The organism is Nonomuraea zeae (assembly GCF_005889725.1).
Lineage (GTDB): Bacteria > Actinomycetota > Actinomycetes > Streptosporangiales > Streptosporangiaceae > Nonomuraea > Nonomuraea zeae.
The window spans coordinates 24,761-37,433 of the sequence record NZ_VCKX01000108.1 but is presented as its reverse complement, the minus strand read 5'-3'; the positions used below and the strand labels follow the sequence as shown (position 1 = coordinate 37,433).

The 12,673-nt window shown below is 72.7% G+C and carries 12 protein-coding genes; 4 read left to right on the top strand and 8 right to left on the bottom strand.

All coding sequences use genetic code 11. The features are described from left to right. The coding region (locus tag ETD85_RS30555) for a hypothetical protein (RefSeq protein ID WP_206058744.1) at positions 1-776 on the bottom strand (776 nt) is incomplete at its 3' end. Between the two features lie 140 nt (positions 777-916). Here ETD85_RS30555 and ETD85_RS30550 point away from each other — a divergent pair. Together ETD85_RS30550 and ETD85_RS30545 are read left to right on the top strand one after the other, a co-directional pair. Beyond that, positions 917-1,360: a MarR family winged helix-turn-helix transcriptional regulator gene (locus ETD85_RS30550; RefSeq protein ID WP_206058743.1), complete on the top strand. Its 444-nt coding sequence runs from the start codon at positions 917-919 to the stop codon at positions 1,358-1,360. Positions 1,361-1,526: 166 nt separating this feature from the next. After that, entirely contained in the window at positions 1,527-1,994 is a 468-nt protein-coding gene (locus ETD85_RS30545) for a hypothetical protein (protein ID WP_138693257.1), read from the top strand. On the opposite strand, the gene ETD85_RS30540 is transcribed toward ETD85_RS30545, so the two are convergent. Further along, entirely contained in the window at positions 1,989-3,191 is a 1,203-nt protein-coding gene (locus ETD85_RS30540; RefSeq protein WP_138693256.1) for an MFS transporter, read from the bottom strand. The two genes, ETD85_RS30545 and ETD85_RS30540, sit on opposite strands and share 6 nt — an antisense overlap. Positions 3,192-3,263: 72 nt before the next feature. Beyond that, positions 3,264-3,842, bottom strand: a complete 579-nt coding sequence (locus ETD85_RS30535) for a TetR/AcrR family transcriptional regulator (RefSeq protein ID WP_138693255.1) — start codon at positions 3,840-3,842, stop codon at positions 3,264-3,266. 118 nt (positions 3,843-3,960) lie between these two features. Here ETD85_RS30535 and ETD85_RS30530 point away from each other — a divergent pair, with 118 nt between their 5' ends. Continuing rightward, on the top strand, positions 3,961-4,935 hold the full coding sequence (locus ETD85_RS30530) for an aldo/keto reductase (protein WP_138693254.1): 975 nt from the start codon (positions 3,961-3,963) through the stop codon (positions 4,933-4,935). Between the two features lie 128 nt (positions 4,936-5,063). Here the strand turns inward: ETD85_RS30530 and secD are convergent, their stop codons facing one another. The 5 genes from secD to kstD form a co-directional block, all read right to left on the bottom strand. Beyond that, positions 5,064-7,307, bottom strand: a complete 2,244-nt coding sequence (gene secD / locus ETD85_RS30525) for a protein translocase subunit SecD (RefSeq protein ID WP_138693253.1) — start codon at positions 7,305-7,307, stop codon at positions 5,064-5,066. A 37-nt stretch (positions 7,308-7,344) separates the two neighbouring features. Continuing rightward, positions 7,345-7,689 (bottom strand): hypothetical protein, encoded by a 345-nt coding sequence (locus ETD85_RS63360; RefSeq protein ID WP_170246918.1) that lies wholly within the window; start codon positions 7,687-7,689, stop codon positions 7,345-7,347. A 74-nt stretch (positions 7,690-7,763) separates the two neighbouring features. Continuing rightward, positions 7,764-7,919: an MFS transporter small subunit gene (locus tag ETD85_RS63355; protein ID WP_170246916.1), complete on the bottom strand. Its 156-nt coding sequence runs from the start codon at positions 7,917-7,919 to the stop codon at positions 7,764-7,766. Continuing rightward, entirely contained in the window at positions 7,916-9,301 is a 1,386-nt protein-coding gene (locus ETD85_RS30515; protein ID WP_138693251.1) for an L-lactate MFS transporter, read from the bottom strand. Before ETD85_RS30515 ends, ETD85_RS63355 begins: the two co-directional genes overlap by 4 nt. 94 nt (positions 9,302-9,395) lie before the next feature. Then, a complete protein-coding gene (gene kstD / locus ETD85_RS30510) occupies positions 9,396-11,156 on the bottom strand; it encodes a 3-oxosteroid 1-dehydrogenase (protein ID WP_138693250.1) in 1,761 nt (586 codons plus the stop codon). Positions 11,157-11,447: 291 nt separating this feature from the next. Here kstD and ETD85_RS30505 point away from each other — a divergent pair, with 291 nt between their 5' ends. Next, positions 11,448-12,659, top strand: coding sequence for a riboflavin synthase (locus ETD85_RS30505; RefSeq protein WP_138693249.1), 1,212 nt, complete (start codon positions 11,448-11,450; stop codon positions 12,657-12,659). The last annotated feature ends 14 nt before the right edge of the window (positions 12,660-12,673 follow it).

Here is a 12,673-nt window from a genome sequence, read left to right as displayed (position 1 = left end):
GGAGAGGTGGGCGGCGGGGATGTCGGCGGGGTGGAGCTGCAGGTCACCTGGTAGGCCGCCCGGCCGGAGTGGTGGCCGTCGCGGGTGAGCAGGCGCACGGCCTTCCAGCCGCTGGTGGAGCTGCCCACGGTCAGCGGGAGCGAGATCTGGCGGCTGCGCGGCCCGCCGGCCGGGAACAGCAGCGACTCCGGCCGCCCCTCCCCCGTGACGTCGTCGATCCACTGGTAGCCGACCTTGGCGGGCGTACGGGAGACCTGGATGGTGGCCGTGAACGTCACGGTCACCGGGCAGGCGCCGCTGTGGGCCGGCGGGCTGACGTCCACGTCGGCCGCCGCGACCAGCGGCCTGCCGGGCGCGGCGGGCAGCGGGTGGGCCACGTCGTAGACCTCGATCGGCCCGGCGCACGTGACGCTGAACCTGGCCTTGGCCGACAGCCCCTTCTTGCCGAGCACCTCGACGGCCTGCCAGCCGGAGGTGGTGCGGTCGAAGGTCTGGCGGTCCGTCACGACCGCCCTTCGCGTGCCGTTGACGCGGAAGCTCCTGATCGCGCTCTTGCCACCGTCACCGCGTACCCAGCGGTAGCGGACGGTGCCCTTGCCCTTGGCCGTCACCACGGCGGAGAACCCGACCGTGGCCGGGCAACTGCCGGACTGCCTGGCGGGGCTCGCCTTGACCGCGGCCACGGCCGTCTTGACGGCGGGGGCGGCGAGCGCGGGCGGCGTGGCCAGCAGGCCGCTGAGCAGCACGCCGCCCAGCAGCAACGCTGTCCTTCTCATCGGGGGTCCCTTTCTTCTTCCATGCGGAGGAACCATGATCGCCAGTCCGGCTTGTGCGTCACTTGGAGCTCTCTTGTAACACCGGACGCATCCCCGGGATCCGCGCGGGACGGCTCGCGGGCGTGCGGGAGACTGGGACCGTGACTGACGACGAACGCCCCAGCCCGCCCGTGACCAGCACCTCCATCGTGGTGCTCACGCTGGCCCGCCGGATCGAGACCGAGCTGGGCGCCGCTCTGGCGCCCCTTGAGCTCACGGTCAGCCGGCTCGGGCTGCTCGGTCACATCGCCGTCGTGCCCGGGGTCTCGTTCAGCGATCTGGCGCGGATGTCGGGGACCACGGTGCAGAGCGTCCACACGGCGGTGAAGGCCCTGGCCGCCGCGGGCCTGGTGCGCGACAGCACCGCGCGGGCCGGCTCGGCCTCGACCATCGAGGTCACGCCCGAAGGGGCGCGGCTGCTCGACGCGGCGAAGGACGCGGTGGCCGCGGTGGACGAGCGCCTGTTCGGGCCGGACGCCGACCCGATCCAGCGGCAGATCTCCGAGGCCGTCCTGGCCGCCTTCGATCCCGGCCGCGCCCCCTGACCCCAGCCGCTTCCCCATGACCCCGGCCTCGCCTGATCGCACGTAGGACGACGGCCGCGAGCCCGGCCCGGCAGCCGTTCGGATGGCGCACGCCCGGACCACCTTCAAGGGGCCTGAAGCTTGCGTGTTAAGCTTCAGGCCGCCTGAAGGTTTCGGAGGAGGGTCCGTGGAAGGTCTGTTGCTGTCGGTTCACGTCCTGGCCGCCATCGTGTTCGTGGGCGGCTCGGCCGTCGCGACGAGCCTGTTCCCCCGCTACGCCCCGGTCGCCGTCGGCGTTCCGGACACCGCGAGCGCGGACGGGGCGGGAGAGCGGAGCCGGTCCGTGGCCGTGGCGCTGCACCGCATCAGCCGGGGCTACGCCGTCGCCGGCGTCGTCGTCCCCGTGGCCGGGATCGTGCTGGCCGCGGTCCAGGGCCGGATGGGCGAGATCTGGATCAACATCTCCATGGTCCTCACCATCGCCGCGGGCGGCCTGCTGGCCCTGCAGATCATCCCGCGCCAGCGGGAGGCGCTCGCCGAGCCGGGCCCCGGCGACCGGCTGCGCAGGCTCGGCATGTTCGCCGGGATCTACAACCTGCTCTGGGCGATCGTCGTGGTCCTCATGATCGTCCGTCCCGGCTCGGACTACTCATGACCTCGCCGCCCCCGCCGGCTCGACGGCCGCGCGGCCACGCTCGCCGTGCCAGGCGTACGCGCTGACCAGGATGCCCGCGACGGTGACGGCGGCGCCCACGAGGTAGACGGCACGCAGCCCGAGCCCACCGTCGATGACCCGGCCGCCGAGCCAGGCGGCGAGGGCCGCGGCGAGCTGGTAGGCAGAGGCGTTGACCGCCATGGCCAGCGTCGGCGCCGCGGCGGCGGCCGACAGGACCCGCGCCTGCATGCCGGGGATGACCGAGAAGCCCAGCGCGCCAAGCACGAACACCATGATCGCCGTAGCCGCCGCGCTGCCGCCGACCGCCCACATGAGCACCAGCGCCGCCGCCAGCGCGCCCAGCAGGCCGAGCTGTGACCACTTCGGCGACCGGTCGGCCAGCCGGCCGCCGACGAAGTTGCCCGCTGCCGCGCCGAGTCCGTACACCAGCAGCAGCCCGGCCACCGCCTCCCCGGCGAACCCGGCGACCTCGGTGACCAGAGGCGCGAAGAAGGTGAACACCATGAGCAGCCCCGCGTTCGCCACGGCGGTGACCGCGATGGCGACCCGCACGTCCCCGCACCGGAACACGCGCAGCTCAGCGGCCACGGAGGACCCGGCGGGCGGCTCCGGCGCGGCGGTGCCGCGCACGTCCGGCACCAGCCGCAGCACCAGCAGGAAGCCGAGCACGCAGCACGCGGCGATGGCCAGGAACGTGGAGCGCCACCCGTAACCGCCGCCGATGTACGTGCCGATCGGCGCGCCGAGGATCATCGACAGGTTCATGCCGAAGACCAGCCGGGAGACGGTCGAGGCCTGCTTGCCCGGCGCGGCGGCGGACACCGCGATGACGATCGCGTTGGCGAAGAACGTGGAGGTCACCAGCGCGGTCACGACGCGCGCCGCGAAGAGCACGCCGTAGGCGGGGGCCAGCGCGGAGGCGAGGTTCCCGGCGATCGTGATGCCGAGCAGGACCAGGATGAGCGGCTTGCGCGGGAAGCGGGCGGTGAGCGCCGTCAGCACCGGGCCGCCGACGATCATCCCGATCGCGTACGCCGTCACCAGCAGCCCGGCGGCCGGGATCGAGACGGTCAGGTCGGCGGCGATGTCCGGCAGGATGCCGGCGATGACGAACTCGCCCGTGGTGATGCCGAACACGCACAACGTCAGCGAAGGCACGCTGGCCACCGGTTTCATGGAACCATCCATTCTTTACTGTTCAGTACAAAAACTGGGCGCGAAAAAGCCCGGAGGGCCCCATGGCAACGGTCAGAGGGCCGCGACGGCTCCCTCGACGACGTCCAGCAGCGCCCTGCGGTCATCGGTGACCTTGGCGAGCACCCGCAACCCGTAGTACGCGCTCTGGAACGTGCGCGCCACCTGCAACGGCGGGCGCCCGGACGGCAGCTCGCCCGTGCTCTGCCCGACCGCCACCAGCCGGGTGAGCGCCTGCTCCAGATCCGCGAACTGCCGCCGCACCAGCCCGGCGACGGACTCGGTGCGCCCGCTCGCCTCGGTGGCCGCGTTCAGCGCCAGGCAGCCGCGCCGGCCGGGATCGTCCAGGTCTGCGTCGATCACGCCCAGCATGAGGTCCCTGAGCCGGTCGCGCACCGACCCCGGCTCGGCCAGCATCGCCACCTGAGCCTCGGCGAGGGTCTCGGCGTAGCGCCGGAGCGCCTCCTCGTACAGGAGGTGTTTGCTGCCGAAGGCGTTGTAGAGGCTGCCCCGCCCGAGCCCGGTCCTGGCGCACAGGTCCTGGGTGGTGGTCGCTTCGTACCCCTTCTCCCAGAACACTGCCATCGCCGCGTCGATCACCCGCTGGTCGCTGAACTCGCGTGGCCTGCCCATGGACGGGACGCTACCCCATTTTGTACACATCAGTAAAGAATCGGTCAGTGGCGGAGATGCTTAACTAGGACCCTAAAACGTTTCATAACGATCACAGTTGAGCTCTGGAAGGTCATCCTTGGACTACGAACGCCAGCCGTACAGGAGATGTGGCCGCAGCGGCCTCCTACTCCCCGCCGTGTCGCTCGGCCTGTGGCACAACTTCGGCGCGGGCAAGCCGCTCGACGGCCAGCGCGCCATCCTGCACAAGGCATTCGACCTCGGCATCACCCACTTCGACATCGCCGACCGCTACGGCCCGCCGATCGGCGCGGCCGAGTCCGCGTTCGGACAGCTCTTCCCGCGCTCGCTGCGCGACGAGGTCGTGGTCACCACCAAGGGCAGCAACCCCATGTGGGACGGCCCCTACGGCAAGGGCAACTCGCGCAAGCACCTGCTCGCCACCCTCGACCGCTCGCTCGCCCGGCTCGGCCTCGACTACGTGGACGTCTTCTACCTGCACCGCGACGACGACGCCACGCCGCTGGAAGAGCAGGTCGCCACGCTCGACCACATGGTGCGCACAGGCAAGGCCCTGTACGCGGGCGTCTCCAACTTCTCCCCCGAGCGCACCGCCGAGGCCGCCCGCCTGCTGCGCGGCCTCGGCACCCCGCTGCTGGTCCACCAGCCCTCCTACTCCCTGCTCAACCGGGGCATCGAAGCCTCGCTGCTAGGCGTCCTGGAGCAGGAGGGCGTCGGCTGCGTGGTCTACTCGCCGCTCGCCCAGGGCCTGCTGACCGACCGCTACCTGGACGGCATCCCCGCGGACTCGCGTGCCGCCGAGGGCCGCTTCCTGACCGCGGACCGCGTCACCCCGCAGGTCCTGGCCTTGGTCCGCTCGCTCGCCGAGCTGGCCCAGGCCCGTGGCCAGTCGGTGGCCCAGCTCTCCCTCGCCTGGGCGCTGCGCGACCCCCGCATCACCTCGGTCCTGGTCGGCGCCTCCAGCCCCGAGCAGCTGGAGGCGAACGTGGCGGCCGTGGACCGCCTGGACTTCACCGACGACGAGCTGTCGGCCATCGACCGCGCCGCCAAGGAGGCGGGCATCGAGGTGTGACCCCACCCCGGGCGGCCACGCGCGGTACGAGCGACGCCCGTACCTCCCCACCGGTCGGCTCGGCCACAAGCGCTGAACCGGCCGGCCCGGGTGTCCGATCGCGAGCGCTTAACCGGCCGGTCGCCCGCTCAGATCACGGCCCCCGACCCCTCGCGGGCCCGGCGGGCGCGCCGCTTGGCCGGCTCGGGTGGCGGCTGCCGGTCCAGCCGGGCCAGGCCGATCGCCGCGGGCCCGGCCACGAACGCCGACGACAGCGTCCCCGTCACGATCCCGATCACCAGCGCCGTCGCGAAGTCGCGCAGCGAGTCGCCGCCGAAGGCCGTCAGCGCGGCCAGGATGAACAGCGCCCCCAGACCCGTGTTGACGGTGCGCGGCATGGTCTGCAGGATCGCGCCGTTCACCGCCGCGGCGAACGGCTCGGTACGGCGGGCCGCCCACAGCTCGCGCACCCGGTCGAACACCACGACCTTGTCGTTGACCGAGTACCCGACGATGGTCAACATGGCGGCCAGGAAGATGCCGTCCACCGGCTTGCCCAGCCACGCGAACACTCCCATCACCACCATCACGTCCACCACCAGCGCCAGCACCGCCGCCGCGCCGAACGTCCACCGGAACCGGACCGCCAGGTAGACCAGCTGCATCGCCACGGCCACGCCGAGCGCGATCAGGGCGTTGCGGCGCAGCTCCTCGCCCAGGCTGGGGCCGACGAACTCCTCGCGCCGCTTGGTCACCTCGCCGCCCTGCTGTTCGAGCGCCTGCTCGATCCTGGCCACCTCGTCGAGCCCGAGCCGCGCGGCGCGCACGGTGACGCCGTCGCCGGTCGACTGCACCACGGCCGTGGGGAACCCGGCGCGGGTGACCGCCTGACCGGCGGCGTCGGCCGGGATCGGCCGGCTCGTGGCGAACTCCACGAGCCGCCCGCCGGTGAACTCGACGCCGAAGTTCAGCCCGTGCGCGAGCAGCCCGGCGCAGGCCACCGCCACGAGCCCGCCCGCGACCGCCAGCCACAGCTTGCGAGCCCGCATGAGCTGCGGGTTCCTGCGGGTCAGCCAGGTGCGTACGGTCCCGGCCGAGCCGAGGCCGGACACGCGCGGGCCGACCTTGCCGATGACGGTCTCGGAGAGCACGCGGGTGATGAGCATGGCCGAGACCAGCGAGGCCAGCACGCCGATCGCCAGGGTCACGCCGAAGCCCTTGACGGGGCCGGAGGCCAGCCAGAACAGCAGGCCGGCGGCGATCAGGGTGGTGACGTTGGAGTCGGCGATCGCGCTCCACGCGTTGCTGAACCCGCGGCCGAGCGCCGCCTTCAGCCCGCGCCCCGGCGCCTGGACGTACTCCTCTCTGGCCCGTTCGAAGACCAGCACGTTGGCGTCGATGGCCATGCCGATCGCCAGCACGAACCCGGCCAGCCCCGGCAGGGTGAACGTCGCCCCCATCGCCACCAGCGCCGCGTAGGAGATGACGCCGTAACACAGCAGGGCGATCACCGACAGCAGGCCGGACAGGCGGTAGACGGCGACGATGAACACGGCCGTCAGCGCCAGCCCGGCCAGCGCCGCCTTGGCGCTGGCGTCGATGGCCGCCGCGCCGAGCGTCGGGCCGACCGTCCGCTGCTCGACGAGGTCGAGCGGGACAGGCAGCGCGCCGCCCTTGATCAGCACGGCCAGGTCGCGGGCCTCCTCGTACGTGAACGACCCGGTGATGTCGCCGCTCGCGCCCGGGATGCCGCTCCCGCAGGGGACCGAGGGGTCGAGCGGCGGCGAGGAGATGACCTCCTTGTCGAGCACGATGGCGATCCTGCGCTTCGGGTCGCCGTCGGGAGCGCAGGCCGCCGTGCCGGTCAGCCGCTGCCAGGCGTCGGCCTGGCGGAAGCCGATGTTCACCCACCAGCCGGGCCCGCGCTGGGGGTCGCTCTGCTCGGTCGCGTCGCTGATCCCGTCGCCGCTGATGGCCACGGGACCGAGCTTCAGCAGCCCGCCGTTCTCGTCGGGCACCGCCGTCTTGTCGCCGGCCTCGGCCGCGCCGAGCACCGGGTGGAACGCGAGCTGCGCGGTCCGGCCGATGACGTCGGCCGCCTGCCGCGGGTCGAGCACGCCAGGCAGCTCGACGATGATCCGCCGCTCGCCCGAGCGGACCAGGGTGGGATCGACCACGCCGAGCGCGTCCGCCCGCTGGCGGAGCACGTTCAGCGCGCGGTCGGTGGCGGCCGAGTCGGCCTTGACGGTGGCCGAGTCCCTCGTCTCGAAGACGAGCTGGGTGCCACCTCTTAAGTCCAGGCCCAGCCGCGGCGCGGTGACGAGGGCCAGGGTGATGGAGATCGCGATGACGGCGAGCGCCGTCACCGCACGCCAAACCGGCGCACGGGACATGAAGCCTCCACAGGCTCAGATGTGCGGAAAAGGGATCTCAGAACCCTGTGGAGGGAGGCGCCCGCGCGGGTGTCGCCGCCGGCCGGCGGTCGCCGGGGGCGTGCGTGCCCGCGGGGGCGACGACGGCGGCCCACGTGTGCTCGAAGCGCGGCGGACCGGCCGCGAGCAGCGCGGCCCCGCCCGCGCCCGCCGCACCGTGCTGCCCGGCCCACACGCGTGCGGTGGCGGGCTGGTACGGGAGCTGCCGCGCCTCCGGCGGCTGCCCCGCCGACCAGGTGGCGACCTGGGCCGTGGCGGCCGGCTGGACGAGCTGGGCGTGGCCGGTGACGGGCAGGAGCCAGGACAGCAGGAAGAGCAGCGCGGCAGGCAGCCTTGTCCGCACGGTCCCTCCCCTCCCTGTCCGGCCCACCATAGCCCGTGGCGGACGCGATCCGGGCCCGGCCGGTGGAAGGCCGGTCAGCCCGCGAACAGCTGGGTGAGCTTGAGCAGCAGCTCGTAGACGCCGTACGCGAAGGGGAGCCCGACCCAGGCCCACGCCAGCACCATCAGCCCGGTCCGCGGCCGCTCCCCGGCCGCGCCCTGACCCGTGTCCGTGTCCGTGGTGGAGGTCATCGCACCTGTCCCTTCTCCGCCACCGGCGGCACGGGCCGCTCGTGGTGCCGGTCGTGCACCGGCCGGATCAGCTCGTTGGCCAGGAAGCCCACCGCGAGCAGCCCGATCATGATGTAGAGCGACGTGGTGTAGAGGGCGGGCCCGGACCGCCCCGCGGCCTTCTGCGCGTCGGCGATCGCGTTGACGATCAGCGGGCCGAGCACGCCGGCGGTGGACCACGCGGTGAGCAGCCGCCCGTGGATCGCACCCACCTGGTACGTCCCGAAAAGATCCTTCAGGTACGCGGGGACCGTCGCGAAGCCGCCGCCGTAGAAGGACAGGATCCCCAGCGCGCACACGATGAACAGCGGCCGCGACGAGGCTCCGGCCAGCGCGATCACGAGGTAGAGCAGCGCGCCGGCGCCCAGGTAGACGCGGTACATGTTCTTGCGCCCGATGACGTCCGAGGTGGAGGACCAGACGAAGCGCCCGGCCATGTTCGCCAGCGACAGGAGCGCGACGAAGCCCGCCGCGGCCCCGACGGCGACGGGCGTCGCGGTGCCGGAGAAGAAGTCGGTGATCATCGGGGCGGCCTTCTCCAGGATCCCGATGCCGGCCGTGACGTTGCAGCACAGCACGATCCACAGGCAGTAGAACTGCGGGGTGCGGATCGCGTTGCGGGCCGAGACGTCGGCCGTGGTGATCAGCGCGCGGGCCGCGATCTGCGGCGGCTGCCAGCCGCGGGGCCGCCAGCCGTCCGGCGGGACCCGCACCAGCAGCACTCCCATGGACATGAAGAGCGCGTAGACCACGCCGTGCACGAGGAACGTCGTCGCGATCCCGGTCGTGCTCGTGCCGAACGAGCTCAGCATCTGCGCCGACCACGGCGAGGCGATGAGCGCACCGCCGCCGAACCCCATGATCGCGATGCCGGTCGCCATACCCGGCCGGTCGGGGAACCACTTGATCAGGGTGGACACCGGCGAGATGTAGCCGATGCCGAGCCCGATCCCGCCCACGAACCCGTAGCCGAGCACGACCAGCCAGTACTGCCGGGTGGCCACCCCCAGCGCGGACAGCAGGAACCCGGAGGAGAAGCAGGCCATCGACACGAACATGGCCCAGCGCGGCCCGTTGCGCTCCACCAGCGTGCCGCCGAAGGCCGCCGACAGGCCGAGCATGACGATGCCGAGCTGGAACGGGAGTGCGCTCTGGGTGCCGGACAGCTGGAGCGAGGACTCCAGCGGGGGTTTGAAGACGCTCCACGCGTACGCCTGGCCGATCGCCAGGTGCACGGAGAGCGCCGCCGGTGGCACCAGCCACCGGCTCCACGTGGAGGGCGCCACGGTACGGGAACGGCTGAGGAAACCTGTGGAACTCGCGAGCTTCGTGCTGTCTGCCACGGATCACGGGTACCACATACGGTATGCAGTATTGCAAACCTTTCATCGGTTTACGGTGAGCGGTCAAATCTTGTCGACGAATGGAAGGAGAGCGTCAGGCGCCGTCGGCGAGATCGTTGGCGGCCACGTACCCGAAGGTCATGGCCGGGCCGATGGTCGAGCCGGAGCCCGCGTAGCTGTGGCCCATGACGGCGCCGCTGGCGTTGCCCGCCGCGTACAGGCCGGGGATGACGGAGCCGTCCGCCCGCAGCACCCGGGCGCGGGCGTCGGTACGCATGCCGCCCTTGGTGCCCAGGTCGCCTGGGACGATCTTGAAGGCGTAGAAGGGCGGCAGCCAGAGCGGCGCCAGGCACGGGTTGGGCTTGACGTACGGGTCTGCGTAGTAGCGGTCGTAGGCGCTGTCCCCCCGGTGGAAGTCGGCGTCCCTGCCGGTCAGCGCGAACCCGTTGAAGCGGGTGATCGTGGCGCGCAGGGCCGCCGCGGGCACCCCGATCTTCCCGGCCAGCTGCTCGATCGTCGGGGCACGGTGCACGGCGCCGCTGTCGTACCAGGAGGCGGGCAGCGGCAGCAGCGGGGCGACGTCCTTGAACAGGTACCGGTTGCGGTAGTTCTGGTCCACGATCAGCCACGCCGGGATGTGCGGCGCGGCCGGGGTGTTGCGGTCGTACATGACGTGGACCACGTCGCTGTAGGGCGCCCCCTCGTTGACGAAGCGCACGCCGTTGCCGTTGACCAGGACGCAGCCGGGCAGGGTCCGCTCGGCCAGGCAGAAGTACGGCTGTCCCGGCAGCGGGATCGACGGCCCCCACCAGGCGTCGTCCATCAGGTCCAGCGCGGCCCCGGCCCGCTCGCCGGCCTCGATGCCGTCGCCGGTGTTCTCCTTCGCGCCGACGGTCCAGCTCGTCCCGATGGGCTGGCGCTGGAACTCCGCGCGCATGGCCGCGCTGTGCTCGAACCCGCCCGAGCCCACGATCACCCCGCGCCTGGCCCTGACCAGCCCCGCCGAGGTGACCACGCCGGTTACCCGGCCCGACTCGACGTGCAGGTCCAGCAGCGGGGTGTTCAGCCACACCGGCACGCCGGCCGCGAGCAGCCCCGCGCGCAGCCCGGCGGCCAGGGACTGCCCCATGGTGAGCGGCTTCTCCCCGCGCAGCGCGGCCTCCGTGCCGCGCAGCAGGCAGGCGGCGCTGACCTCCAGCCCCTTCGGGTTGACCGCGCTGAGCGTCAGCCACTTGTAGTCGGCGCTGAAGACCACCATGCCGGCCGGGGTGGGGATGTACGGGCCGTTGAGCCGGGCCAGCTCCGCGCCGAGCAGGTTCCCGTCGAACTGGTCGGGCTCGATGGAGCGCCCGTTCGGCATCCCGCCGGGGAGCTCCGGATAGTAGTCCGAGTAGCCCTCCATGAAGCGGAAGCGCAGCGGGCTGTTGCGCAGCACGAACGAGATCATCGCCGGGCCCGCGGCCAGGAACGCCTGCTGCCGCGCGGCGGGCACCGTGTCGCCGACGACCCGCGAGAGGTACGCGGCGGCCTTGGCCGGGGTGTCGGGCACGCCGGCGGCGAGGATCACCTCGTTGCACGGGATCCAGATCCCCGCCCCGGACCGGGCGGCCGAGCCGCCGAACGTCGGCGCCTTCTCCAGCACCACCGTGCGCAGGCCGCGCTTGGCCGCGGTCAGGGCGGCGGTCATGCCCGCGGCCCCCGAGCCGACGACCACGACGTCGTAGTCGGCGTCGGCGTACGCGGGGTCCTGGCCCAGCGCCGCGCCGGTCACGATGATCCCGCCCGCGAGGAGCAGGGAACGGCGGCTCGGGCCCGCGGCGGCTGGGCGCGCTGGAATGACCTCGGCAGGTCCCATCGATCGATCCTTCCTCCGAGTCGGCGGGAGCCCGGCGCTCCTCGCGACACGAAGCATGCGCTTGGTTGGTTAGGCTGTCAACGCATGCCGCCGGACCGGGGGCTTTGCCGTCCCTTGCCGTCCTGTTAAATTGAAGTACTGGTGCGATTCCAGGGTGCGGCGGTGACAGCCCGCCGGTCCCGCCGTGCGGGCGGGACGATCCGGTGCGACTCCGGGGCCACGCGGTGACACCCCGCCACCTCTCGGGCCGCCCGGCCCCTGACAGTCATGTTGCTGAGAGGTGGTCGCATCATGTTCACGGGACACATCGACGAGATCGGCGTGATCGAGCACGCCGACGACCGGCGCGTTCTCATCCGGGCCGCCAAGGCCGGCCGGCACCCGACGATCTGCGTCAACGGCGTCGCCCTGGCCGTACGCCCGGCCGGCGAGGACGGGGTCGTGGCGGCGGACCTGTCGCCCGAGACCAGGCGCCGCACGACGTTCGACCGGATCGAGCCCGGCACGCCGGTCAACGTCGAGACCCCGCTCGCGGTCGGCGACGCGCTCTCCGGCCACCTGGTCCAGGGCGACGTGGACGCCGTGGGCAAGGTCGTCCGGGTCGACGACGAGCACCCCGCCCGGCGGGTCTGGATCAAGATCCCGGACCGATACGTCCGGCTCGTGGTGCCGAAGGGGCAGATCGCGGTCAACGGCGTCAGCGTCACCGTCGCCGAGGTGGCCCGCGACAGGTTCTCCGTGGCGCTGATCCCGCTCACCCTGAGCTCCACCACGATCGGCGACCTGGCCGTCGGCGACCGCGTCAACCTGGAGTCCGACCTGGTCACGCGGATCACCAGGCGCTCGCCGGCCGGCGCGGGCGCCGTCGTGCGCGACCTCGTCGCCGCGCTCCCCTGGGCCGGCCACGTCAGCGGGGCCCAGGGGGTGCAGAAGGTGATCGCGCAGATCGCGGCCGGCGGCGCGGTGCTGATCTGGGACCCCGACCGCGAGGCCGAGGGGGACGTCATCTTCGCCGGCTCCCGGCTGCGCCCCGAGGACTTCGTCTTCCTGCTCACCCAGGCCTACGGCTACCCGTGCGTGCCCTGCGCGCCCGAGGTGCTGGAGCGGCTGGAGATCGAGGCGCTGCACGGCGCGGGCGACCGCCACGGCACCGCCTTCCACACCCCGGTGGACCTGGCGGCGGGCACCGGCACGGGCGTCAGCGCGGCGGAGCGGGCCGCCACGGTCCGCCGCCTGGCTCACCCGGACGCGCGGCCGGGCGACTTCACCGCGCCCGGCCACGTCATCCCGATCGCCGCCAGGCCCGGCCGCCTGGCCGAGCGCCGGGGCCACACCGAGGCCACCGTCGCGATGTGCGAGGCGGCGGGGCTGCCTCCGGTCGGGGTGTGCTGCGAGATCATGAACCAGGACGGCACCATGGCCACCGCCGCCGATCTGGAGATCGCCGCGCTGCGCTGGGGCCTGCCCCTGCTCGACATCGACGACCTGCGCACCTGGCTGTAGCCGCAGGGCCCGGT

Coding starts and splice junctions, on each gene's coding strand:
- ETD85_RS30540 (WP_138693256.1), bottom strand. CDS start 3,191: ATGAAACCGGTGGCCAGCGTGCCTTCGCTGACGTTGTGCGTGTTCGGC.
- ETD85_RS30535 (WP_138693255.1), bottom strand. CDS start 3,842: ATGGGCAGGCCACGCGAGTTCAGCGACCAGCGGGTGATCGACGCGGCG.
- secD (WP_138693253.1), bottom strand. CDS start 7,307: ATGTCCCGTGCGCCGGTTTGGCGTGCGGTGACGGCGCTCGCCGTCATC.
- ETD85_RS63355 (WP_170246916.1), bottom strand. CDS start 7,919: ATGACCTCCACCACGGACACGGACACGGGTCAGGGCGCGGCCGGGGAG.
- kstD (WP_138693250.1), bottom strand. CDS start 11,156: ATGGGACCTGCCGAGGTCATTCCAGCGCGCCCAGCCGCCGCGGGCCCG.
- ETD85_RS30505 (WP_138693249.1), top strand. CDS start 11,448: ATGTTCACGGGACACATCGACGAGATCGGCGTGATCGAGCACGCCGAC.